Here is a 25,611-nt window from a genome sequence, read left to right as displayed (position 1 = left end):
TTATAATATTTGCTAGGTATGAAAAGATTAAGCGCATTACTAGTCCTTTTGGTTCTTTGTTCCTCCTTTATCACAGCGCATAAATTTTATGTAAGTGTGACACAAATAGAATATGTAGCTTCCAAACAGCATGTGCAAATTATCAGTAGAGTTTTTATCGATGATCTCGAAGATGTTTTACAGGCAAGGTATGATGAATCACTTATAATAACTGAAAAAGAAGCAGCGACTATCACACCGGTGGTTTCAAAATATTTCAAAAAGAAACTTAGTATTCAAATAGACAATCAAATTGCAGACTATAAATTTTTAGGCTTTGAGATTGATAACGATTTGATGTTGTGTTATCTTGAAATTAATAATGTCAAGGATTTTAATACAATCACCGTTGACAATCAGTTACTCATGGATCAGTTTGTCGAACAACAAAATATTGTTCATGTCAAAAAAGAAGAAGTCCGTAAGAGTGTAGTATTAGAAGACGGAAACCATAAAGGTATGTTAAATTTTAGTAATTAAATACTAATATTTTTTTTAATAATTAATTTGCATTTTTATCAATTATATCAATACTTCTAGAATGAAAAGAATACACATTGCACTTTCGATGTTGTTTCTTGGTGTTACTTTTACGATGTCGGCACAAGAACAGCAAACCAACAATACAACGCGTCAACTCGGACATACTAATCAGAATAAGTTCAAACAAATGTATGAGGAGTTTTCTACTCCAAATATGTATAGAACTGCTTCCGGAGCTCCGGGGTCGGCTTATTATCAGCAGCAAGCTGATTACGTAATGGATATCGAGTTGGATGACACAAACAAGAAGTTATCAGGTAAAGAAACCATTACTTATTCTAATAACTCTCCGGATAATCTAGAATTTCTTTGGGTACAATTGGATCAAAACATGCGTGCAAAAGATTCAAAAACACCATTGATTCAGCAAAATCCTATTGGGATTGCTGATTCTCCAGAGCGATTTGTAGGAACTCATATGCAAGAGCCTTTTAACGGAGGTTTTAATATTGAGGCTGTCAAAGATGCAAATGGTAAACCGTTGCCATATACAATTAATCAAACCATGATGCGCGTTGAGATGCCTAAGCACCTTAAACCGGGAGAAAAATTTGTATTCTCTATTGACTGGTGGTATAATATTAATGATCACGTGAATGGTCGCGGTAGATCGGGATACGAAGAGTTCGAAGACGGAAACCGTGCCTATGTAATCGCACAATTTTATCCTCGTATGGCGGTCTATAATGATGTAGAAGGATGGCAAAATTCTCAATTTTGGGGACGCGGAGAGTTCGCGCTACCTTTTGGTAATTTTGAAGTGAATATCACTGTACCTGCAGATCATATTTTGGATGGTACCGGTAAATTGACCAATCGTAATGAAGTGTTTAGCAAAGAAATGATGAAGCGTTTTGAAAAAGCTAAAAAATCATATGACACTCCGGTGATTGTAGTCACTCAAGACGAAGCAGACAAGGCATCAGCAGGATTTTCAAAAGACAAGAAAACCTGGAAGTTAAAAGCAGAGAACGTTAGAGATTTTGGATTTGCTACCTCAAGAAAATTTATTTGGGATATGATGGCTGTTAAGATCGGTAATAAAGATGTTATGGCTGTGTCTATGTATCCAAAAGAAGGAAACCCATTATGGGAAGATTGGTCAACAAAAGCAGTAGCAAGTACCTTAAAATCATACAGTCGTATGACCTTTGATTATCCATATCACAAGGCTATATCGGTACATGCCAAAAATCAAGGAATGGAGTATCCAATGATTTGTTGGAACTACGGACGTCCTAATCCTGATGGTACGTATAGTGACCGTGTAAAATATGGGATGATGAGTGTAATTATTCATGAGGTTGGGCATAACTTTTTCCCGATGATCGTAAATAGTGATGAGCGTCAGTGGACATGGATGGACGAAGGGTTAAATACTTTTGCACAATATGTAGCAGAGCAAGATTTTGGTGAGTGGTATCCGGCTGCGATAGCACCTTTAGAAAAATACCCTTCTCGTAGAGGTCCTGCAGATAAGATTGTACCGTATATGAGTGGAGATCAAACATTTTTGTCTCCAATTATGACACAATCTAACAATATACATCAGTTTGGGCCCAATGCATATTCAAAACCAGCTACCGGACTTAATATTTTGAGAGAGACGGTTATGGGTCGTGAGCTATTTGATTATGCTTTTAGAACCTACTCACAACGTTGGATGTTTAAGCATCCAACACCCGAAGATTTCTTTAGAACTATGGAAGATGCATCTGCTGTAGATCTAGACTGGTTCTGGAGAGGTTGGTTTTATACGACCGATTATACTGATATCGGTGTAAAATCCGTTAAGAAGTTTTATGTAAGTAATGTAATGAATGATAAAGTGAAAGCTTTTGTTAAGGAGAAAGGAATTACTGAAAGTGACCTGGGACCAAGAGTTTATATGGTTGAAGAAGGAGCCGAAGATTTTTCTGAAGACATGAAAAAAGGAAATACGACAGAAAACTCTGAAACATTAAAATCATATTTGATGGATAACTTTACACCAGAGCAACGTAAGTCAATGAAAACGCCTAAGTATTTTTACGAAATCACATTTGAAAAACCAGGTGGATTGGTAATGCCATTAATTGTAAAATATACATACAAAGATGGAACTTCAGAAATGATCACGTATCCAGCTCAGATTTGGAGAAAGAATGATGACGAAGTACAAAGAACGTTAGCAACAGATAAGGAACTAGCTCAAGTTATGGTAGATCCTAATATGGAAACAGCTGATATTGATGTATCCAATAATGCATGGCCTCAAGATAAGCAAATGAACAAATTTGATGAGTTCAAGAACAAAATGAAGAGCGAATAGTCCTTCAATCATAAAATAGATAAACTAAAGCCAACTTTTTAAAGTTGGCTTTTTTCTTGCATAGAATTGTTAGTATCTTTGTAGCCTATGATGACACCTTTTTTATTTATCAGTGCGACCGAGATTGCTTTTATAGCATTTATTTTGGTGATGGTTTTTGGAGCAGATAAAATTCCTGAAATAGCCAGAGGATTAGGGAAGGGTATGCGTACAATCAAGGATGCAACCAATGATATCAAATCAGAAATTACGCGTAGTGCACAGGATACGGGTCTAAATAAGGATACTACAGATGCCGTCACTTCAAATTTTAAAAAAGAAATTGATTCGGTGAAAAAAGATATCGAAGAGATAACGGGTCCGATCAAAAGAAAATTCTAATTTCCTAGTATAATCATTTGCTATATAGTTTGCTGTCATGAAGCAACAGCTATGCTGTTTGTTAAAGTTTAAAATTTCTCAATTTTTTTTAATCCCTTGCTTCCCTCAATATCATTGAGCTGAAGGTGCTATGCTTGCATAATACACGAACATAAAATATCTATAATGTAATTTTGAGTATCAAAAATTGATAATAATTTAATACTTTAGGTTAGAATTTATGAAATACTCATTTTAAAGGTATTTTTTAAATCTATCGAATTAACTATTCACAAACTCAAACCTAAGTAAAATGAAAAAAATTACATTGGCTGCAATCGCTCTGATGCTTGCGGCTTCCTGTTCAAACGACAAGGACATCATGGAGCAGGTAGAAACCGAAAACCTGGAAACACAAAAACTATTATCAATTGAAGAAGTAAATCGCTTTATTGAAGGCGAACTTAAACGAACCGGCGATGTAGATTGGACTACCGCTCCTTCTGTAGTGCTTTGGAGTGCAGTTATGCATGGAGACGAAGTATTGAGTGTTGGCTATGGTGACAAGGGCGAAAGCTTTACCGAGCAGCGCTCACCACGACTCAATTCGATCAAGGAGAATATTTACTCTTTGGTAGGTGCACAAGAGGGTGTAACCAAATCATCCACTACGGTGAATGAAGATGCAATTCTCAACGTTGTAGATATTAAAGTTACGCAATTAAAAACCATCAGTGCTTTGCAAAAGGCAGACGACATTCGCTATCTTGAACCTATTGGATATGGTTCATATTTACAAGAAGCTCCGGTAATGGAACGTTCTGGTTCAGGATGTGCACAAAATGGTGAAACTATCAATGCTGCCGACTACCGTGTGATTACACCTAATGCGTGGTTACCGTGGAACTACGATATTCATAATATCTCACAAGCTTGGAATTATAGTACAGGAGCCGGCATTACGGTTGGATTAATCGACACGGGCATTTCGTCTGGTCAATCACTTTTAGGTAGTGGTTTCAACGACGGAGCTTCTAACGGCAGAACTGTAGAGCGTTTCGGAACCTTTATTGATTCCCCTTGGTTTTGGTCAAACAATACTGATGGACCTAATGATAAATGTGGTCACGGTACTTCGATGGCATCTGCTATAGCCTCTCCTCGTAATGATGATTTTATGCCGGTAGGTGTTGCATACAACGCTAATCTGGTATCTTATCGTGGTACAGAGGATGTTGTTTTAAATGACTACCATGAGAAAAAAGGGGTGAGTAATGCGCTTAAGGCTTTGGGTAATAGGAGTAATGTAAAAATCATCTCAATGTCCGTAGGATATCCCTGGTCTATTGGCAATGTAAAAGACGCGGTACGTTATGCCTATAGTAAAGGTAAGATGATCATCGCAGCAGGAGGTACATCCACAACGTTTACCAACTGGTATGGTGTTATCTTTCCCGCAAGTATGAGTGAAACAGTAGCGGTGACAGGTATCAAGGATAATGGATATAGATTATGTGATATCTGCCATGATGGAAACAAAATTGATTTTACCATGGTTATGGAACGTTCAAGTGGATCACGTAAAAACGTACCGGTAATAGGATTTAATAACGGCGATCGCAGTTATGTAGGCGGGTCATCGGTGGCTACGGCAATGACAGCCGGAGCAGCTGCACTTGTATGGGCTACCAATCCTAGTATGACAAGAGATCAGGTGTTGGACAAACTTAAAAGAGCAGGAGAATTTTATCCGAATCGTAACGGCGATTTTGGATATGGTAATATCGATGTATTAAAAGCAGTACAATAGGGAAAATACTAATTAAAATACATATCAATTCAAAAAAGAGAGGCTTGCCTCTCTTTTTTTATGACTATAATTTTCGACTTATTGTCAAACCGTCCCGAATCGGTAAAATCACGGTTTCTATCCTTTCATCCGTTGCCAGTAAGGTGTTATAACGTAGTAATGCTTCAGTCGAGAAGTCATCTTTTGCAAGTTTTTCCAGTACTTTTCCGCTCCAGAGTACATTGTCAGACAGTATAATACCCCCGGAATTTAGTTTGTCAACAATCAATTCAAAATAAGTGGGATAGTTCGGTTTATCGGCATCAATAAAAACCAAATCGAATGTTTCAGTTAGCTGCGGAATTATCTTTGTTGCATCTCCGGTGTGTTGCGTAATTTGTTTTCCGTAAGGAGATAAATCAAAATACTTTCGTTGAAAATCAACTAATTCTTCATTGGTGTCGATCGTATGTAAGTGTCCGTCACGCTTCATGCCTTCCGCCAGACATAGTGCCGAATAGCCTGTATAGGTTCCGATTTCTAAAATAGTAGCAGGATTGATAATTTTTGCCAGCATACTCAATACGCGCCCCTGGTAATGTCCGCTAAGCATCCGGGGTTGTAAGATTTTTTGATAGGTTTCTCGCGTTAATTGCTTCAGTAACTCAGGTTCTTTCTCAGAATGTTTTACAACATAATCATCGAGTGCTTCGGGTATAAAATGCATGCGTTTATTTTTTTTCAAAATTAATTATAAACGCAATACTTAAGAGGGTTTTGGCTTTAGATTTATGTAGAATTGTATATTTTTACTGAAAAACCAGCATGTAGTAATTTATTTTAGCTCTATTAAGGTAGAATTTTTCAAAGACCTAATGATAGATAGGTTCTTCGAATGAAAGAGAAGAAAAAATAGAGTTTTTTTTATCGAATAAATATCCCCTCTCTTTTTAATTAATAATCTAAATAGTTTAGCAAACATTGCCACAAACACATATGTTTTTTGCTGGGCAATATGTTGATTGTTCGCAATTATCATAAATACCATTATCGCAATTGTGTCCACCTCGAATGGTTTTTTGATGGTTTTTACTTAGTTTTTGAACATTGCGTAGATCTAAAATTTTGTGTAACATATTGAACAATTTTAAGATTAATAATATCTGAATAAAATTTATATCCAGATTTGGTTATAGTTCTCAAAGTATTAATATCGTTTTGATTTTCCAAATTTTTGTATGTTTATATGTTTTTTTATCATTAGTAAATTTTGTTTTTGTATCGATTTATTTGCACAGAAGTGTAGTTGATTATTTTTCTCAAATCAACTCTTATGCGTACTTTTACTGAAAAACAAGCATGCAGTTTAAGAATACCAAAGCGTTTGCCGAAGAATTAGATAAAAATGATCCGTTGCGTTCGTATCGAGATCGTTTTTTATTTCCGAAACATAAGGGGAATGATGTCATTTATTTTACAGGAAACTCTTTGGGATTACAGCCCAAAAATGCACAGGAGTATGTCAATGAAATTATGACCGACTGGAGTCAGATGGCGGTCGAGGGTCATTTTTATGCTGATAAACCGTGGTGGGATTATCACGAGCTTCTTGCCGAACCTTTATCCAAAATTGTAGGTGCAAAGCCTTCAGAAATTACGGTGATGAATACCTTGACGATCAACTTGCATCTGTTGATGGTATCATTTTATCGACCCACAGCTAAGCGGTATAAAATTATATGCGAAGAAAAAGCGTTTCCCAGCGATCAGTATTTATTACAAAGTCAAGTACGTTTTCACGGCTATGATCCTAAGGATGCCATTGTCGAAATCAAGAAGCGAGAGGGAGAACATAATTTTAGAACCGAGGATATTTTAAAAACAATCAAAGAGACAGGGGATGCCTGTGCGCTGGTTTTTATTGGCGGAGTAAACTACTATACGGGACAGGTGTTTGACATGGAAACTATTACAAAAGCAGGACATGAGATCGGTGCTTTTGTAGGTTGGGATTTGGCGCATGCTGCCGGAAATATTGAATTAAAATTGCATGATTGGGATGCCGATTTTGCCGCCTGGTGTAGTTACAAATATATGAATAGCGGACCGGGCAATGCGTCGGGTTGTTATATCCATGAACGCTTTCATAACTCAAAAGAAATTCCGCGGTTTGAGGGTTGGTGGGGAACAAAAAAGGAAGATCGTTTCTTGATGAAACCCGAATTTGAACCCATGCCTAACGCAGATGCGTGGCAGGTAAGTAACGCACCCGTTTTGGCATTAGCTCCGTATTTGGCCTCGCTACAGCTGTTTGAAGAAGTAGGGGTGAAGCCGTTATTTGCCAAAAGAGACTTGATTGTCCGGTACTTAGAATTTATATTAAAAGACATCGATGCACAAGTAGCCGGTTCGTTTGAAATTATCACGCCCTCTGATCCCAAGCAACGCGGGACACAGTTGTCGGTATTCTTACACGGTTCGGGCAAATCGTTGTTTACCTATTTGATGGACAACGGGGTGGTGACTGATTGGCGCGAACCGAATGTGATTCGATTAGCTCCGGCGCCTTTTTACTGTTCGTTTGTCGATATGTACAATTTTGGACAACTGCTTAAAAAAGGGATCGAAGCGACTTCGTAGTTTTAAATTCAAGGAGAGTCTGCTTACTTATAGTCCCAAACAGGCACCAAAATCCGGACATATACACGGTAGTATTACCCAGATATGAAGAAAGAACAGTATGAGAAACAGGGCTCCGATCATGAGCGCATGGGTGATATAGATTTCGTCACCAATGGGCCTAATTATTGGCCATAGTAAACCAAAGCTACCGATCACGAAAAAAAAACGGAACGCCCGAAAAGAACACCAGAAATTCTAAGCTGAACTGCTCCTGTACATTCCCGTAAAACGTTGCACCGACTAGAACTGCCAGCATGATTAAGGTCCAGTAAATTCTTTTATTCGTGCCTTTTTTTGTAGTTGTATTCATGGTATGATGGTTTTATAAGAATTAAAGATAGATTGACGATAGGGCCTAAACAATGATATATGTCATCCGTAAAGCATTGATCTAGATGGAGATGTGTGTTAAAATGGTGTATATACTCCCTCAGAAACATGGTTTGAGTACACAGAAATACGTATGCACAGGACAGAAATACCCACTATAGGCACAACAATATCACCTTTAAGTAGAACAATATCGTCTTGAGGTGTAGCAATGCTATCTTTGGGTACAGCAATGTCACCTTTAAGTACAACAATATCGTCTTGAGGTGCAGCAATGTCATCTTTGGGTGTAGCAATATCGTCTTGAGGTGTAACCATATCATCTTTGAGTACAACAATATCGTCTTTAAATGCCGCAATGTCAGGTTGAGGTATAACAATGTTTATTTGGCTATCGAAGTTTTAAGATAGGGTGGGAAGAAGTGATATTTTTGGAATGTGTGGTGCTGAGCGTAACCTCAAAACTCTTATTTGTAGGAGGAAGTTATAAATTTTATGTAGCTTAGTAATCTTAAAACCCATTACCAACCCCACTTAGTATCTTTAGGGTAGTGCTTGTAAAAGAGAAATATAGTTACCAAAGATGACTATATAACATTGTTGTATGCCATATGAAAACAACCTATGAATAAATTTTCAAACATCCCTAAACCTAAAGGAAAAGGTAGGCTTTCAACCAATGATATACTTGGCGGTCAAATAACGCCTGCAATTGAAAGAATGAGAAGTTTATCTGAAGATGAATTCGAAGACTTAGTTCTTGAATGGGCGGACGGGTATTTGAATAACAAATATGACAAGATAAGACAATATGGTGGTTCGGGAGATAAGGGAAGAGATATCGTGGGATTTTATCAGAATGGGGATATTGATATTTATCAATGTAAACATTACTCTGCAATCTTATCGCCTTCTTTATTTTGGGTTGAACTAGGTAAATTATGTCACTATACCTTTTCAAACCAATATGAAATTCCAAAAGCATATTATATAGTAACTACGAAAGGAGTTGGAACAAAATTGTTAGATTATATAAACAATCCAACTGAATTCAATGATTTACTAATTTCAGAATGGAAAGATAAGTGTGAAACTAAAATAAAGTCTACAAAAACCATTCTAACTAAGGAATTTAAAGAATACATTGAAAATTTTGATTTTTCTATAATTAAAGACAAATCGCCTTTAGAGCTTATTAATGAGCATAAACAAACTACTTACTACCCACAGCGTTTCGGTGGTGGTTTAATCAAGTACAGAAATCTAATACCAAAACCAACAAAAACTATTCAAAAACACGAACTGAACTACACTACCTTATTATTTGATGCGTATTCGTCAAAAACGGGTGTAGTTATAAAAAATCAAAAAAATTTAGAAACCGCAAACAAGGATTTAGCTAAACATTTTGAAGAAGAAAGAACTTCATTTTATTGCACGGAATCTTTAGATAGATTTAGTCGCGATAATTTTGCTGATTTGGCAACACCGCCTTTTGAAGAATTGAAAGAAGACTCTTTATTAGTTATTAAATCCAAATTAAGACTAAGTACTTATGTTGAAGATTTAGAAAGACTAGAAGATGCTAAATTGGAAATACTTTCTCAGCAATTTTCTAGCAATCCTTTACATAAGGAAATTCGTAATCTTGACAAAGTAGGAATGTGTCATTATTTGGCTAATGAAAACAGCGTAAAATGGAAAAAGTAAACTCTAAAAACAAAGTATACAATAGTAACTTTGAAATTGCCATTAGGATACTTGTCATTCTTATAAATCTTCCATCTAAAAGAGCATCAACTTATCAATTGATGGTTTTAGACCATATTTCACTTAACACCTATGATGTTGGTGGTCCTGCAAGCCTTCACGCACCAATCCCTAACAGAGGTGTTCAAATATATTCTAGAAAGGAAATATTAAATGAAAGCATAAAGCTATTGATATCAAAAGACTTGATTACTATAAATCCAAATAAGGATGGATTACTTTATGAAATAACTGAAAACGGCATCAATTACTTAAAATATTTTGAATCGAAATATTTTAACCAATTAAAAAATAAAGTTGAGTGGACTTCTGAGAAATTTGGAAAATTCTCAGATAGTGAATTAAAAACTTATGTTAATCAAAATTTATCCAAATGGGGGGAAGAATTTATGACTGACGGCAACCAAGCAAATCAGGTATGAAAGGATTTTGGATTTATAAGATAACCGCAAGTGGTGAAGAAAAAAAGGATTCTTCGATAACACTAAAGAAAGGTGCAAATATTATTACAGGTCCTTCTGATACCGGTAAGTCATACTTGTTTTCAGTCATCAATTTTGTATTAGGAAGAACTAGTCCACCTAAAGACATTCCGGAAGGCATAAACTATGATGTTTTTACAATAGATATTGAGTCTTTTGAAACCAATGATAAATACAGACTTCAAAGAAAATTAGGCAAAAACAAAGTCTCGGTTTGGAATGCTAATGAACCTCAAAGCGGCTTAACTTTAATAGATGTTTTTAGTACTACAGTAAATTTATCTAGTGAAAACCATATCTCTAATTTTCTTTTAAATCTCTGCGGGCTAAAGGGTAGTCTTCTTTTGAAAAACAGAACCAAAGGTGAGAAAATTGCACTAAGTTTTAAAAATCTAATACAATTTACCAATGTTGCTGAAGATAGAATAATTACAGAAAGTTCACCTTTCTATTTCACTAATGTAAATTCTAATCACATACTTGAGCAGTCAATGATTAGTTTAATATTGGAGGGAACAGATTTTTCTAATGTTACAGCAATTGAAGACCCTAAAAAGAAAGAAACTAAAATTTCAGGAAAATTAGAATTTATAGATAAACAAATTGTCGGTTATTCTGAGCAAAGACAAAAGCTCATTGCAAAATATGAAAAGCTCGTTTCAAATAAAACTTCATTGGATAAAGCACTCATAAATGACCAAATCCAAAAACGTCTTGAGGATTCATATAATCTAGAATCCCAAGTAACTAAATATTTAAATGACGTTAACTCTACTACAGAAAAAAAAATCTATGCGTTAGAATTAATAAAAAGATTTGAAATACTCGAAAGACAATATTTGAGTGATTTAGACAGGTTGGCTTTTATACTAGAAGCTGAATCACTTACGTCACAGTTACCTAGTCAATTATGCCCTATCTGTTCTAATCCTATGCATGTTGATGAAATTCAGCATTTAAATGAGATAGAAAATTTTAAAGAAGGAGTAACTGCTGAGATAGCTCTTATTAAAGAAAAATTAGAAGACCTAAAAGAGAGTATCACTGAGTCCAAAGGAAATGTTTTAAAGTTTGAAGCTGAATCAAATGACCTAAAAAGAACTTTAGATAAATTAGAAAACCGCTTAGAAAGTATAAAACCGGAAATTGAAAATTTAAAGACCATTCTTAATGATTATATAGAAATTGAAAAAATTGGAAATTACATAGAGTTTATTGATACGGAAACTGCTACTCTTTATAAAATAAAAGATTCTCTAGAAATTTTAAAATCTGAAAAAGAATCAACAGACATAGTAAATGTTTGCGATTACGATATTTTAAAAAAGCTATCGGAATTTATTGAGCAAAGATTAAAAACTTGGAACTATAACGTTAACCCTAAAGTAGTATTTAACTCAGATTTTAAAACATTTGATATTGTCATCTCTAATAAAAGTAGAGGTAGTTATGGCAAAGGGAGAAGGGCAATTTCTTATACTGCTTGTTTGCTAGGTTTCTTAGATTATTGTTTAAAGGAAGAAAAGAACTTTAGCAACTTCTTAGTTATTGACTCACCTTTAACAACATTCAAAGACAAAGAAATTTCGGAATCTGAAGATGACTCGATTGAATTAGATGACTTATTTTTTGATGACATCAGAAAAACTTCTTTAGAAAGTCAATTAATAATATTTGAAAATAAGATTCCAAAAAAAATAGAAGGCATTAACATAATTGAATTTACAAAGAGTAAGCAACAAGGCAGATATGGATTTTTTCCGACTGAATAAAATACGGCATACAATAACTAAGCATTTATGCGGTCGGTACGACCGAGCATAAAGGCCGTGTTGACTAAACCGGGTCGATAAATGTTAGTATGGGGATTGCTATGTGTTTCTATAGATCTAGATGATGTTGAAGATGTTCAACATACCTTGTTCCTGTGGGTTTATAAACGTCTCTTTCTACTTGTTATAGAGGTTGTGATGATTTTATAACGCATTTGGATCCTTTTTTTGATATTTCTTTTGTTTTTGGACATAAGTATCCTATTACACAATAGTGGTGTTACTTTTTGGGGCAGTATGTTTATTCTTTATCTTTTTGAGCCAGTGATTTGGCGGTCCTCTGCTACCAAAAGTGTGCACCATTACCAGTATTCCTTTCCGCAAACATTGCGCCATAGCATTAAGTAACAACCGAAAAGTTTCTGTATTTTTGGTATGGGGCAATACTTTCGGAAAGAAAAATTCAGCAATCAATATGCAGAAAAAAATCGTCTTCAGACAACCATTTAAAAAAAAATGATCTCTATAAAAATAGTACTTAAATCAAACTCGATGCAAAAATTATTGATTTTAGGAGCTTTGACCTTTTTCCTTTCTTGCGAAACAGTAAAAAACCAACCTGACAAATTCAGCACGGGCTTTAATAAAAACATAGAAACATATTTTCTTGCCGAGATACTCTCTATAGAACATAGAAAAACTAACCAACAATGGGAGAAATACAAACTAAAAACTTGTAAGGTATATCAACCAATAGTAGCGAAAGTTTTAACTGATTTTGGAAACCTGACCCAAAGTGAAATTGCCATTGAAACAGCCAAACTCAATGATACACTCGGGAGTTTTGGGTATGGCAACGATGTTATGATGGGAATCTTATTGAAGCATCCAGAATTTGACCTTTTGCAAAAACCTTCGGACTTTAAATTTTCACAAACCCATTTGAAAAGCGACAAAAAAATAATATTGGAAAGTATAATCTCAAATTATTTACAAATACTTTACAATTTTTATCAAACTGAGAACATTGATAATTTCTATAATAAAAATGCAAATTTCTACAGAGGTTCTATTAACGAGGTCCATACTCACATACCAAAAGGATTTACGGATGCAATGGAGAAATACTATGGAGATAGTAGAGAAAAATACATTGCTTTGGTAAGTCCTATGATGATTTGGCCAATCGAAGACAATGAAGGACGTGGAATTGGAGCAACGGTCAAAAAGGACAACAAAAAAATTGTTTATGAAATTATGAGCCCTTATGTTCAAGTGCCAGTCGACTCAATTAAAAATGAGTATAACCAATTTGGATTTGATTATCAATACAGAACAAGAACTTTAACAATACACGAATTCGGACATTCATTTGTCAATTCAGAGCTTGAACCTTACCAAAAAAAAATTGAAAGCTCCTCCTATTTATTTACTGACCGTTTAAAAGAAATAATGACAACGAAAGGCATCCAAAATTGGAATGTCTATGTCATTGAAAGTTTTGTACGATTAGGTGAGATTAGGATAGCTGAAATTCAAAATGATAAAGAAAGAGCCGATTATCTGCGGAATTACCATACCAATTTGGAGCATTTTATTTTTCTTCAACAATTGGAGGAAAAAGTAATTGAATTCGAGAATAACCGAGAAAAATATCCGATGTGGAAAGACTTTATTCCCGAACTTTTGAATGTGTTTACGAAAAGCACACCAGAATTTGTAAATAACAAATTAAAATAAAAATGTGTCACAATAACTAAGCATTTATGAGGTCGGTACAACCCAGTATGAATGCCGTGTTAACTAAACCAGTCTGATTTGTTATTACTATGGGGATTGCTAAGTGTTTTTATAGGTGTAAAAACTTTAAGTCAGACGTATTAATGAAAGCGAATTACAAGCAGCTACTGTCACCTTTATATACCCAAAAATTAATATGCTGTTGGGTAGTTTCTTAATAAATTTGAATTACCTGTTACAATGTGTTACATTTATAGTCATTTGTAACACGTTGTGACATGAAAATCGAAAAGCCTCCCTTTATTAAAAGTTTAGACTTCAATAAATATATTGAATGTACTAATCAGAATGGAATGGATTCTTTTTTTCAAGAAACGGACAAAAGATATTTTTATTGGTCCGAAATAAAACATCGTCCGAACTTACCTTTCGACAGTCCCAAGAAGGTCTGGGAAATGATTAAAATACATAGATCAATCAGGGCTAAACGATTGGATTTTGGAAATCATAGATTTTTATATAATCTAACATCATTCATTCAAGAAGATTTACACAATTTTGATTTAAAACTCATAGGAGGTCTACATAAAAATTCAATTACACCTCAAGAACAACAGGAATACTTTAAAAATTCTCTTATAGAAGAAGCTATTGCCTCTTCACAAATTGAAGGAGCAGCTACCACTACTGATGTTGCAAGGGATATGATAAAATCTGGAAGAAATCCAAGAACGGAATCTGAACAGATGATTATTAATAATTTTAGAGCTATTAAAGAAATAGTAGACAGATTGGATGAGGATTTATCCATAGAATTAATATTAGAGATTCATCAACTAATGACTGTTAAGACTGATGCTTCAGTTTATGCAGGAACCTTTAGAAACCATCCAATATATGTCAAAGACCATATTGACGGAGAAATTGCTTTTACCGCACCTGATCATTCAGAGGTAAATGAAATGATAGAGCAACTTAGAAACTTTATAAATAAAGAAGATGAGTTTTATCATCCTATTATAAAAGCCTCTATACTTCACTTCATGGTGGGATACATTCATCCCTTTGGCGATGGAAATGGACGAACAGCAAGAGCTCTTTTTTACTGGTATTTAATGAAAAAAGGATATTCTTTACTAAGGCATATTTCCATTTCAAGAGCGATTCTTAATTCACGAACCAGTTATGACAAAGCATTTTTAAAAACGGAGAACGACGACAATGATTTGACATATTTTATAATGTATTCTATGAAAAGTTTGAGGGTGGCTTTTCAAAGTTTAGTAAGCTACCGAGATAAAAAGAGAGAAGAGCGTCAAAAAGCATCTAAAATAACTTTTCAATTAATTCAAAAAGGATTTAACAGACGACAAGCTGATTTGCTTGGTTATTTATTTATTAAACCGCACACAAAAATGACCGTACCAATGTACTCTGAAAGACACAAAATTGTTAGACAGACCGCGAGTAGAGATTTAATAGATTTAGAGCAAAAAGGAATTGTTATAAAAAGTAAAGAAGGAAAAACCATGGTTTATGAATTAGTAGGTGTAGAAAAAATAAAAAATTATTTAAAGCAATAAAACCTTGACTCAAATACTTTATGTAGATGTCAATCTTACTATGTTAAACGTTACCCTGATTTTATGATGTAACGACATGCAGCATGAAACCTCTACCAACAATAAATAATCCTCATTAAACATTATGAATCACACCATCAAAGACATTGCACCACACGAGACTTTACCGATTCGTCATAAGGTGATGTGGCCAGATAAGCCTTTGGAGTATGTAAAAGTACCCAATGACAACGAAGGAAGACATTTCGGTTTGTTTATTGACGAAAAGTTGATTTCTATCATCTCTCTGTTCGAAGAAAAAAAGGAGATTCAATTTAGAAAGTTTGCTACCTTACATGCCTATCAAGGTAATGGATATGGATCTCAATTATTAAAGTTTATTATAGAGTTGACAGCACAAGGGGGAGTACAAAAAATATGGTGTAATGCGCGCGTGGATAAAGCCGGGTATTATCGTAAGTTCGGCCTAAAGGAGACAGATAAGCGTTATGAAAAAGGCGGAATTCAATTTGTGATTATGGAAAAAATAGTTGCGTAAAACAGTTTGATGTGCCTCTTTAACTACTGCAAACTGTACTTAGCACAAGGAACGATTTTTAGAAGTATTAATTAGTAACGATAGGAATACCTAATTTTTAATGTCAAGTATTAACAAGAGATTTTCGAACCCTATTATAAAAGATGAAATAGAGATTCTCTATGAATCTGATGAAAAATTGGTATTTAGAACCTGTCTGCAAGCCGATGGAGGTCAGTCGGGACTGCATTACCACACCAAGATAAACGAAAGATTTAAAATAATCGATGGCGAATTAACTATTACCGTAAACAAAACTAAAAGTATAATAAAATCAAACGATGAGGCAACCATTCATCCCTTTGATGTGCATCGATTTGAAAATACATCAAACACAGCGGTAGTTTTTGAAGTAACCATTACTCCGCCGCTGGAAATAAAAAAAGCGTTACAAATATTTTATGGCTTAGCTAAAGATGGTAAGGTCTACAGCAACGGTTTGCCGAGAAATATCTTGTATATGGCCATCGGATTACATATGATGGACGCTTACATTCCGAATGTTTCAAGAAGTATGCAACGTTTAGGTATTACAACGCTTGCGGTAATGGGCAAAGCTTTTGGACTGAAAAAGAAGCTGATCCAGCGATACTGTTCTTAACTTGGTATCCAGATAAAAAGTAGCGTGTCACTACAGCGGTGCTAAATATATTTAAGAGCCAACCAAGAGACTACAATAAAATGCTACGCATTGCTACTTTGCGCTTTCCCAATGCTTTGAAAACCATCATAAATGTATCATGTGAAGTTTAGAATGCTAATTGAAACTGTAACAATTCACATAGAAATACATCTAATTACTAAACCTATTCCATATGATTACTATTAAAACCACAGCCATAAGCATACTTTTCTTTGTCTCTCTACTGTTCACAGGATGTGATAATGAAACCAAAACTTCGGCGCGCAATACTTCGAACTCAGAAGTGAAACCAGATACACTCTTTGTGATTAAAAACGTGAACATCATTCCGATGACGGTAGATAATACAGTTATTGAGAATGCAACTGTTATCATTGATGATAAGAAAATTGTAGGAATTAATACAACCATTCCAGATGGAGCAACAATAATTGATGGCAAAGAAAAATGGTTAATTCCGGGGCTTGTTGATATGCATGTGCATACGCATGCTGATATCAATTTCAAAGAAAATAAACCAACTCAAGGTGCTACAGTTTTTTTCAATACACAAGATGTAATGGGATTATATGTTGCGAACGGTATTACCACAACATTCAACCTTGATGCAAGAGTAGAGCACTTTGCTCAAAGAAATGAAATTGCTAGCGGAAAAGTTATGGGTCCGAGAATGGCATTGGCCGCTTTAATTGATGGTGGCGAAGGTTGGGGAAGAAAAGCTAATACAGCTAGTGACGGTCGTCAAGCTGTTAGAAGTGCAAAAGCAGAAGGCTACAATTTTATTAAAGTATACTCTTTTCTTAACGCTGATACTTTTAAGGCAATTGTTGATGAGGCAAATAAGCAAGGACTAAAAGTTGTGGGTCACATCCCAGATGTATTTAGAGGGAATCTGGAAGAAGTTTTTGTTCCACATTTTGATTTGGTTGCACACGCTGAGGAATATTCAAAACATTCAAAAAACAAAACTGTTGAAGATGCCCAATATTTTGCAAAGCTAGCGAAAGAAAACAATACGTGGCTTATTTCGTCATTAACAACAATGATTTGGATAAGAAGTCAATTGAAGTCGCTGGATGAAGTCCAAAATTCTGAATATATCAAATATTTGCATCCTATATTACAAGACAGATGGTTGAATCCAAGCACAAATCATTATTACAAAAGAACAAGTCCTGAATTTATAGCAACAATTGATGCTTATATTGATTTCCACAAGAAATTGATTAAAGCTTTTAACGATGCAGGAGTTCCTATTGTTGCAGGAACAGATTCAGGTATTCCAGTAATCATACCGGGTTTTTCATTACACGATGAACTAGGGCTGATGGTTGAAGCTAGTATGACAAATGAGAAGGTGCTTTTGTCTGCTACGCGCTTGCCCGCCGAGTGGTTGGGTATTGATAAAGAGACAGGTACTGTAGAGGTTGGAAAGTATGCAGATCTTATTTTATTAGATAAAAATCCTCTTGAGGATATAAAAAACACGCGTACTGTCAATGGGGTTTTTGTCAGCGGTACTTGGGTTGATAAAAAGAGACTTGATACAATGCTTTCAGGATTAGCACAGTACAATGAGAAAAATAAAGAAAACTTTAAATGGGAAAAGCGAAGAGAATATTAGTGAATAGGACTAAAAATATACTCTTGAATCCAAAACTATTTAGCATGAATACTTATAAACTCTTAAAAATTGGCTTTTTTTTCTTAGCAGTGTTGCTCTTCACAGGATGCACAAGTGAATCCAAAACTTCAGAAAACACAATTACGATTCCAGAAGTGAAACAAGCGTCACTTTTTGTAATTAAAAACGTAAATATCATTCCGATGACGGTAGATAATACAGTAATTGAGAATGCAACTGTTGTGATTGACAAGAACAAAATAGTTGGAATCAATACAGCTATTCCGGAAGGAGCAAAAGTGATTGATGGGACAAACCAATGGTTACTTCCCGGGCTTATTGATATGCATGTGCATACAAATGCAGATTTAAATTTCAGAGAAAATTCACCAACTCAGGGTGCTACCGTTTTTATGGATACGCAAGAGGTTATGACTACACATGTAGCAAATGGCGTAACGACAATTTTTGAGCTTGGAGCTAGAGTGGAGCATTTTGGACAACGAAATGAAATTGCAAAAGGAAAAGTAATCGGCCCTCGTATGGCATTGGCTGCACTTATAAATGGGGGTGACCCAAATGAGGGAGGCAGAACAGTAACAAATGAATCAGATGCGAGACAGGCTGTTCGAAGTGCAAAAGCAGAAGGGTATAATTTTATTAAAGTATATTCTCAGTTAAACAGAGAATCGTTTATCGCCAGTATCGATGAAGCTCAAAAACAAGGTTTAAAAGTGGTTGGGCATATACCAGATGCATTTAAGGGGGCTACTGAAAAGGCTTTTATCCCTAATTTTGGATTAGTAGCACATGCAGAAGAATATTCTAAACAAATAAGAAATAAAACCAAAACTAAGAAAGATGCTGAGGTCTTTGCTAGAATGACTAAAAAAAATAATACCTGGGTTACTCCCAATTTATTAGCTATTGTCAAGATTAGGGATCAGGTGCAATCCCTTGATTCGATTCGGTTAATGAAAACCTTAAAATATGTGCATCCCTTGCTACAGGATAAATGGTTGACTTCAAATAATTATCATAAGGATGCCAGTCCGGAATTTATAGCGTATTTGGATAGTATCATTTCTTTTCATAAAGAGTTGGTAAAAGCTTTTAAGAAAGAAGGCGTTCCCATGGTAGCGGGTACTGATGCAGGAACATCGGGCATAGTGACCGGTTTTGGACTCCACGATGAATTGGCGTTATTAGTAGATGCAAGTCTAACGAATGAAGAAGCATTGCTTGCGGCGACACGTCTACCGGCAAGCTGGCTTGGAATAAGTGATAAAATAGGAACCGTGGAAGCAGGTAAGTTTGCAGATTTGATATTGCTCGATGCCAATCCGTTGGAGGATATCAGGAACACCCGGCAAATTACAGGGGTCTTTGTAAACGGTCGATGGCTCAATAAAGAAAAAATAGACATGATGCTCTCAAATCTGGCTGAAAAAAATGAAGCGAATAAAGAGAAGTATGAGTGGAAGAAGCGAAGAGAATATTAATTATTAATAAATGTATTATTTACTTTTATCTAAAATATTTTCTTTAATTCAAATTGTAAGAAGGTAATAAAAAGGTGTAACTTTAGAGATAGTTACGCATAATTCATTGCAAAAAAGTATATAGAAATTGTCTTTTATAACTAGTTATGGAAACTTAGAAAGTAGCTTAAAAAAAATGATTGAAATAAAGAAATATAATGAACTATCTGAGGAGGTTAAAAATCAATTGAATTCATATATAGAAGATGAATTTGGGCATATTGCTATTGTGAAAGAAACGGAATGGGCAGCTCCCAATTGGACAATAATATATTATGACAATTTACAAATCGTTACTTTTTACAATATTGTTGAAAGAGAAATTACAATCGACACTAAAAATTATAGAGTTAGTGGAATTAACAACCTAATCACGCCAAAAGAATTTCGTGGAATGGGTTATGCTTCAAAGATTTTAAAGGAAACGGAAAATCTAATCTTTGAGGACTTAAAATGTGACATGGGGGTCTTACTTTGCGCTGATGATTTGATTCCTTTCTATGAAAAATTACATTGGTATCAAATAGATTGTCCGGTGTATTTTGAACAGTCAAACGTAGAAAAATTATGGAAAGGAAACATTATGGTTTTGACCAGGGATGAGAAAATGAATCCTGACAAAATTGAATTAAACGGATTGCCATGGTGAAAAATATCACCATAACACCTGCTATAGTTACTAAGTATTTAGGTGTTGACTCAATGTTGATAGTAAAATAGTCGTAATACGTATTAAATCATTATGAAATATAAACCTGAAGATGGCTTCCTATATTATTTTGATTTTGTAAAGAAGATGGATTGTAAATTTCTATTTTCTTCGTTATCTACAAGTGTATTTCTCGGTTCAATCAGCGAGAAAAAAGCTTTTTACCGCTACGAACCAACTAAATGGTGTATTAAACAAATTGTTGGACATATAACCGATCACGAAAGAATTATGATATTTCGTGCATTTTTAATGAGTAGAAAAGAATTGGTAGAACTATGGGGCTATGACCAAAACGTTTTAGTAGATAATAGTCGTTTTGAAGAGTTGACCTTAAAAGATTTAGTAGCTTACTTTATAAATGTAAGAAAGGCATCTATTAGCTTTATTGAGACATTGTCTGATAATCAATTAAAAATAAAAGGGTTGGCTAGGCACTGTGAAATTACTCTTGAAGATTTTCTAAAGTCTATAATTGGTCATGAAATACACCATATAAATATTATTAAAGAAAAATACATTCAATAAAATTGCGACTATTTTTATTGTGACTTAAACTTCCTAAATATTACTTTATACAAATATCAAACACCTTTGTTTCATGCTAAAATTTAATTAATGGAAATGATTAATAGCTATCAATCCATATAAGTCAAGACAAGGTTCAATTTTAATTCGTAGTTTAGTTTTAACATAACGTTCGGTAAATAGTGCTTTTTGAGTGGTTTGAAAAGAGATACATTTTAGGTGCCGACGCAATTACTAAGCATCGCGATTATGAAAAACTTGAAATCAAACATTTATTTTAAAGTAGGAATTATCATTTTCCTAATATTGATTCTGATGATCCCAACGTCTATGGTTGAGAACCTAATCCATGAAAGAGAGGGAGTGCAGCTAACAGCAATTCAGGAGGTAAGTGCAAAATGGGGGAAGGGTCAAACGGTTTCAGGACCTGTTCTTTCGATTCCATTTGATAAATATATAAGAAAGTATAATAAGAAAGATTCTATCGAGGAGCTAATCAAACTCAAAGAATGGGTTCATTTTTTACCGGAAACCTTAAAGATTACCGGACGCATAATGCCTGAGAAACGTTATCGAGGAATTTATGAGGTAGTAGTTTATGACTCCAAATTAAAAATTGAAGGGAATTTTTCGGATCTCGATTTTAAAAAACTTGATATTGCAACAAAGGATGTACACTTTGATAAAGCAACACTCAATTTTGGGATAAATGATTTAAAAGGCATAGAGAAGCAAGTAACGGTTAACTGGAATAATAAGAACATTTCATTTAACTCGGGAACAGCTACAAAAGAGGTTATTTTAAGCGGAATACATGCTGTTGTTCCAATAAGCACGGACAGTATATCTGCACACTCGTTTACAACTGAAATTGATTTAAAAGGTAGTCAGTATCTTTACTTTACCCCTGTGGGCAAAACCACAGATGTAAGTATTCGTTCGAACTGGAATACTCCAAGTTTTACAGGGACATACCTGCCGGATGAACGAGAGATCTCGGAGAAGGGTTTTACCTCTAGCTGGAATATACTGCATTTAAATAGAAACTACCCTCAAGAATGGATAGGAAGAACATATAACATTGATTCGAGTTCGTTTGGAACGGATCTACTGTTACCGGTCGATAATTATAAAAAATCTTACCGCGTAGCGAGATATGCAATTCTGTTTTTGGTGCTAACCTTTATTACTTTTTTCTTTGTCGAAGTCATGAAAAAGGTTTTTATTCACCCAATGCACTATTTACTAGTTGGAATAGCAATTATAGTTTTTTATACGCTCTTACTATCCATCAGTGAACATATCAAATTCAACCTGGCATATATTTTGGCGTCCATTTTGACCATATCTTTAGTGTCGCTTTATACCATTGCAATTCTTAAATCAAAACAGATCGGGTTTTTATTATTCGGAATTTTACTAATAATGTATTCCTTTATTTTTACAATCATTCAGCTTCAGGATTATGCATTATTAATTGGTAGTCTAGGCATGTTTGTAATACTGTCTATTATTATGTTCTATGCTCGTAAAATTGATTGGTATAATATCAAACTTGGTAAATAAATAGTCAAAAATCTAACAACTACTTGCGAACAGTTTTTTGACCTGATCTTTTATTATTTGATAGATTAAACATGCAATATCACTTAATGCACTCTTACAAATCAAGCCGAGCAGAAAATATAAAACTTCAGCTATGTAGTGATCTAAAAATGTAGTACCTTTTGTTTGCTACATGCTGTTTGCAAGAGCGTTATGTAGTGTTAAATCGATCACATGGATACGTTAAGAGGGTTTTTAGAATTTGAGCTGATTAGTGCAGGGGAGTATACAATACGGGTGTATACTATAGTTATTGTCTTATTAATTTACCTAACTACCAAATTGATTTTATGGGTAATTAAACAGGCACTCTTTAGAAAGCGTAGATTTAAAAAGCTTAATAAAGGAAGTGCGTATGCGTTACTCCAAATTATAAGATATGTGCTATGGATTATTGCCATCGGATTTATTTTGGAAACCGTTGGAGTCAAAGTAACTGTACTAATTGCAGGTTCGGCGGCTTTACTTGTGGGAATAGGATTGGGATTACAGCAAACTTTCAATGATGTGATATCCGGAATCATCTTACTTTCAGAACAGTCTATAAAAATAGATGATGTCTTAGAAATTGACGGAGATGTTGTGAAAATTCAAAGTATTGGTTTACGAACCTCCAAAGGTTTGAATACCAGTGATATCTCTATCATCATTCCAAATTCATTAATTACGACGAATAAAGTAATAAACTGGAGTCACCAAACAAGGAAGACTCGATTCAGAATTGATGTGGGGGTTGCCTATGGGAGCGATGTAGATTTAGTAATTAAAATTTTAGAAGAAAGTGCGTTCGAGCATCCGGACATTTCTGACAGGGAATTAACAGAAGCGCGGTTGGTGAATTTTGGAAATTCATCATTGGATTTTCAAGTGTTATTTTTCAGTAAGAATATTTTTAGAATCAATAAGGTAAAAAGCGATATCCGCAGAATTATTAACAAAAAATTTCTTCAAAACAAGATCGCTATTCCATTTCCGCAAATGGACGTCCATGTGAAATCAAAGCCAATTGATGTGGCTAAAGAGGACAGATGATACTGCTATATATACTATCTTTCAAAGCCTGTTATTGCCGTGAAACTTCAAACAAAATTCTCGATTTAAAGGGGAATTTTATGAGTTTTGTCAAAATAAAATCCATAAAAAAATGTAGTTTTGGGGACCTTGAATGATAAGAGAAACTAATCAGAATTTAAAAATTACTCTAGTATCGTATTAATTATGAAAAGAAATTTATTAGCAGCTGTTGTATGTGTCTATTGTATGCTTCCAAATATAGGAAATGCTCAAATTGATGAAGATAAATTGGGGGCATGGTATATGTACTTCTTTAATACGACTTTTAAAGAAAGTGCATGGGGAGTACAGGGGGATATCCAATATCGTAACTTTGATTTGGGTGGCGATCTTGAACAATTGTTGATTAGAGGAGGATTGACTTATGCGCCAAAAAGTGCTGCTATCAAATTTACGCTTGGATATGGTAATATTACCACAGGAACCTACGGATCACAGGATGCAACAAGTCAGGAAAGTCGTATCTATCAGGAAGCACTATTTCCGGTTCGTTTCGGAAAAAGATTTTATACGAATCACAGGTTTAGATTCGAACAAAGATTTGTAGAAGATCAGGACTTTAGAACGCGATACAGGTATAATATATTTTTAAATGTAGCCCTTAATAAAACGGAGATGGAAAAAAACACCTTGTATCTCGCATTTTACAATGAGTTATTTATAAATGGGCAACGTGATATTGGTAATGGACGATCGGTTGAGATTTTTGATAGAAATAGATTTTATGCTGCTATGGGATATATTATTAAAAAAGAACTCAAAGTGCAACTGGGTGTTATGAACCAAACTACAGATGGTTTAAATAAAAATCAATTGCAATTAAGCTTACATCATAGCTTTTAGAAGCATCAGTTAAGCATATAATTTAGTTGAATCAAACTGTTTTTAAGCAAAGCTTTAAAAAAAAGTTTTTTTTCATTAAAGCATGGGTCTCTTATTTAGTTGTCACAAAAAATAAATAACCGGATTTAAAATTTATAGATTGTTTGTGACCTGAAATACGGAGTACACAGCAAGTGAGAATAACAACGTCATTTTTGAGAACTTCTTTTGAATAAAATTCACAATTATACCTAGCTGTAATACAAACAAAAAAATGCCATAGCTATAACGCTATGGCATTCTCTTTTTAGAATAATTGGGTCTATTTTTTTACACTAATATTGGTAAAATATAATTTGAAAGAACCCGCTTCATTTTTATGCATGGTTGGGATTTTAATACCTTCAAAATCCTGTTCGTTTTCCCAAGTAGTTATCATAGAAGGCTCGTTACCATTTTTGGCTCGATAAACCCACTCTGTAATTTTATAGTCATCAGTATAGAAAAAATCGTATGCATCGCCTGGAGTATATCCACCGCTTTCATTGGCATACGTAAGTGTCAGTTGATTTAGCGTGTCTTTCTGTATCGGGGCGATTTTTTGGGTAGTGTAGTTTACCGTTGTTCCTTCATCTGTTGCGATATTAAAAGGGGTTAGCAACCAATACACGTCATTTACAAAAGCCTGATCTGTTTTCTGAGTTGTACTATCCACGCTAGCTCGATTGTAGGTGATGGTATCTGTTGCCGTGTGTGAGGTAACTTCGTTTTTTTTGCGATTCCAATGCCAGGAGCGTTCAAAGTGATTGCCGTCGCGATCTACATTAAAGGTAAAGGAAATTTCACGTACGTCATCCCATTGTTCATGACCATAGGCATTAGCGATTTTTTGAGCTTCTGTAAGTTCCTTAGGTGTTTCTACTGTCTCATTGCTTGTTTGAGCAGCATCACTTGCACTAGTGTTGTCTTGTTTTGTAGTAGTATTGCATGAAATTGTCAATGCAATTACTAGAATGGTTAAAAAAGTTTTCATAGGTGTGTTAGTTTAAAAGTAAAAGTACTGAACCTTATTGATATAGATCATAAA

Annotated in this window: 22 protein-coding genes; 19 read left to right on the top strand and 3 right to left on the bottom strand. The window is 34.6% G+C overall.

Annotated elements, in window-relative coordinates; translation table 11 throughout:
- Positions 1–18: 18 nt before the first annotated feature.
- The 4 genes from ACJRPK_RS17225 (at position 19) to ACJRPK_RS17210 (ending at position 5,063) form a co-directional block, all read left to right on the top strand.
- Entirely contained in the window at positions 19–519 is a 501-nt protein-coding gene (locus ACJRPK_RS17225) for a DUF6702 family protein (protein ID WP_407141635.1), read from the top strand.
- 61 nt (positions 520–580) lie between these two features.
- Entirely contained in the window at positions 581–2,893 is a 2,313-nt protein-coding gene (locus tag ACJRPK_RS17220) for a M1 family metallopeptidase (RefSeq protein WP_407141634.1), read from the top strand.
- An 87-nt stretch (positions 2,894–2,980) separates the two neighbouring features.
- A complete protein-coding gene (locus tag ACJRPK_RS17215; protein WP_148783536.1) occupies positions 2,981–3,274 on the top strand; it encodes a twin-arginine translocase TatA/TatE family subunit in 294 nt (97 codons plus the stop codon).
- Between the two features lie 292 nt (positions 3,275–3,566).
- Positions 3,567–5,063, top strand: coding sequence for a S8 family peptidase (locus ACJRPK_RS17210; protein ID WP_407141633.1), 1,497 nt, complete (start codon positions 3,567–3,569; stop codon positions 5,061–5,063).
- A gap of 64 nt (positions 5,064–5,127) precedes the next feature.
- On the opposite strand, the gene ACJRPK_RS17205 is transcribed toward ACJRPK_RS17210, so the two are convergent.
- Positions 5,128–5,769 (bottom strand): O-methyltransferase, encoded by a 642-nt coding sequence (locus tag ACJRPK_RS17205; RefSeq protein ID WP_407141632.1) that lies wholly within the window; start codon positions 5,767–5,769, stop codon positions 5,128–5,130.
- 632 nt (positions 5,770–6,401) lie between these two features.
- Here ACJRPK_RS17205 and kynU point away from each other — a divergent pair.
- Positions 6,402–7,682 (top strand): kynureninase, encoded by a 1,281-nt coding sequence (gene kynU, locus ACJRPK_RS17200; RefSeq protein ID WP_407141631.1) that lies wholly within the window; start codon positions 6,402–6,404, stop codon positions 7,680–7,682.
- A 450-nt stretch (positions 7,683–8,132) separates the two neighbouring features.
- Here the strand turns inward: kynU and ACJRPK_RS17195 are convergent, their stop codons facing one another.
- On the bottom strand, positions 8,133–8,372 hold the full coding sequence (locus ACJRPK_RS17195) for a hypothetical protein (RefSeq protein ID WP_407141630.1): 240 nt from the start codon (positions 8,370–8,372) through the stop codon (positions 8,133–8,135).
- Positions 8,373–8,678: 306 nt separating this feature from the next.
- Between ACJRPK_RS17195 and ACJRPK_RS17190 the strand changes: the two genes are divergently transcribed.
- From ACJRPK_RS17190 to ACJRPK_RS17125, 14 genes are all read left to right on the top strand, one after another.
- Entirely contained in the window at positions 8,679–9,764 is a 1,086-nt protein-coding gene (locus ACJRPK_RS17190) for an ABC-three component system protein (RefSeq protein ID WP_407141629.1), read from the top strand.
- Entirely contained in the window at positions 9,752–10,246 is a 495-nt protein-coding gene (locus ACJRPK_RS17185; RefSeq protein WP_407141628.1) for an ABC-three component system middle component 2, read from the top strand. The genes ACJRPK_RS17190 and ACJRPK_RS17185 overlap by 13 nt, the downstream gene beginning before the upstream one ends.
- Positions 10,243–12,078: a hypothetical protein gene (locus tag ACJRPK_RS17180; RefSeq protein ID WP_407141627.1), complete on the top strand. Its 1,836-nt coding sequence runs from the start codon at positions 10,243–10,245 to the stop codon at positions 12,076–12,078. Before ACJRPK_RS17185 ends, ACJRPK_RS17180 begins: the two co-directional genes overlap by 4 nt.
- A gap of 552 nt (positions 12,079–12,630) precedes the next feature.
- Positions 12,631–13,818, top strand: a complete 1,188-nt coding sequence (locus ACJRPK_RS17175) for a DUF4932 domain-containing protein (RefSeq protein ID WP_407141626.1) — start codon at positions 12,631–12,633, stop codon at positions 13,816–13,818.
- Between the two features lie 278 nt (positions 13,819–14,096).
- The gene (locus ACJRPK_RS17170) at positions 14,097–15,401 is read left to right on the top strand and encodes a Fic family protein (RefSeq protein WP_407141625.1); all 1,305 of its coding nucleotides are present in this window, start codon (positions 14,097–14,099) and stop codon (positions 15,399–15,401) included.
- A 124-nt stretch (positions 15,402–15,525) separates the two neighbouring features.
- Complete coding sequence (locus ACJRPK_RS17165) at positions 15,526–15,939, top strand: GNAT family N-acetyltransferase (RefSeq protein ID WP_407141624.1); 414 nt, start codon at positions 15,526–15,528, stop codon at positions 15,937–15,939.
- A gap of 100 nt (positions 15,940–16,039) precedes the next feature.
- Positions 16,040–16,579 (top strand): cupin domain-containing protein, encoded by a 540-nt coding sequence (locus ACJRPK_RS17160; protein ID WP_407141623.1) that lies wholly within the window; start codon positions 16,040–16,042, stop codon positions 16,577–16,579.
- 214 nt (positions 16,580–16,793) lie between these two features.
- Complete coding sequence (locus ACJRPK_RS17155; RefSeq protein WP_407141622.1) at positions 16,794–18,245, top strand: amidohydrolase family protein; 1,452 nt, start codon at positions 16,794–16,796, stop codon at positions 18,243–18,245.
- Positions 18,246–18,289: 44 nt separating this feature from the next.
- Positions 18,290–19,747 (top strand): amidohydrolase family protein, encoded by a 1,458-nt coding sequence (locus ACJRPK_RS17150; RefSeq protein ID WP_407141621.1) that lies wholly within the window; start codon positions 18,290–18,292, stop codon positions 19,745–19,747.
- A gap of 127 nt (positions 19,748–19,874) precedes the next feature.
- Positions 19,875–20,435 carry a GNAT family N-acetyltransferase gene (locus ACJRPK_RS17145; RefSeq protein WP_407141620.1) on the top strand — a complete coding sequence of 187 codons (561 nt, stop codon included), beginning with the start codon at positions 19,875–19,877 and terminating at the stop codon, positions 20,433–20,435.
- Positions 20,436–20,528: 93 nt separating this feature from the next.
- The gene (locus tag ACJRPK_RS17140; protein ID WP_407141619.1) at positions 20,529–21,023 is read left to right on the top strand and encodes a DinB family protein; all 495 of its coding nucleotides are present in this window, start codon (positions 20,529–20,531) and stop codon (positions 21,021–21,023) included.
- A gap of 249 nt (positions 21,024–21,272) precedes the next feature.
- The gene (creD, locus tag ACJRPK_RS17135) at positions 21,273–22,589 is read left to right on the top strand and encodes a cell envelope integrity protein CreD (RefSeq protein WP_407141618.1); all 1,317 of its coding nucleotides are present in this window, start codon (positions 21,273–21,275) and stop codon (positions 22,587–22,589) included.
- Between the two features lie 213 nt (positions 22,590–22,802).
- The gene (locus ACJRPK_RS17130; RefSeq protein ID WP_407141617.1) at positions 22,803–23,660 is read left to right on the top strand and encodes a mechanosensitive ion channel family protein; all 858 of its coding nucleotides are present in this window, start codon (positions 22,803–22,805) and stop codon (positions 23,658–23,660) included.
- A gap of 186 nt (positions 23,661–23,846) precedes the next feature.
- The gene (locus tag ACJRPK_RS17125; RefSeq protein WP_407141616.1) at positions 23,847–24,545 is read left to right on the top strand and encodes a DUF2490 domain-containing protein; all 699 of its coding nucleotides are present in this window, start codon (positions 23,847–23,849) and stop codon (positions 24,543–24,545) included.
- 301 nt (positions 24,546–24,846) lie between these two features.
- Here the strand turns inward: ACJRPK_RS17125 and ACJRPK_RS17120 are convergent, their stop codons facing one another.
- Complete coding sequence (locus tag ACJRPK_RS17120) at positions 24,847–25,557, bottom strand: hypothetical protein (RefSeq protein ID WP_407141615.1); 711 nt, start codon at positions 25,555–25,557, stop codon at positions 24,847–24,849.
- Positions 25,558–25,611: the final 54 nt, after the last annotated feature.

The sequence above is a fragment of the Aquimarina sp. 2-A2 genome (assembly GCF_045505135.1).
GTDB classification, from domain to species: domain Bacteria; phylum Bacteroidota; class Bacteroidia; order Flavobacteriales; family Flavobacteriaceae; genus Aquimarina; species Aquimarina intermedia.
Note: the sequence above shows the minus strand (reverse complement) of the source record. Positions and strands in the feature narration are given on the sequence as shown.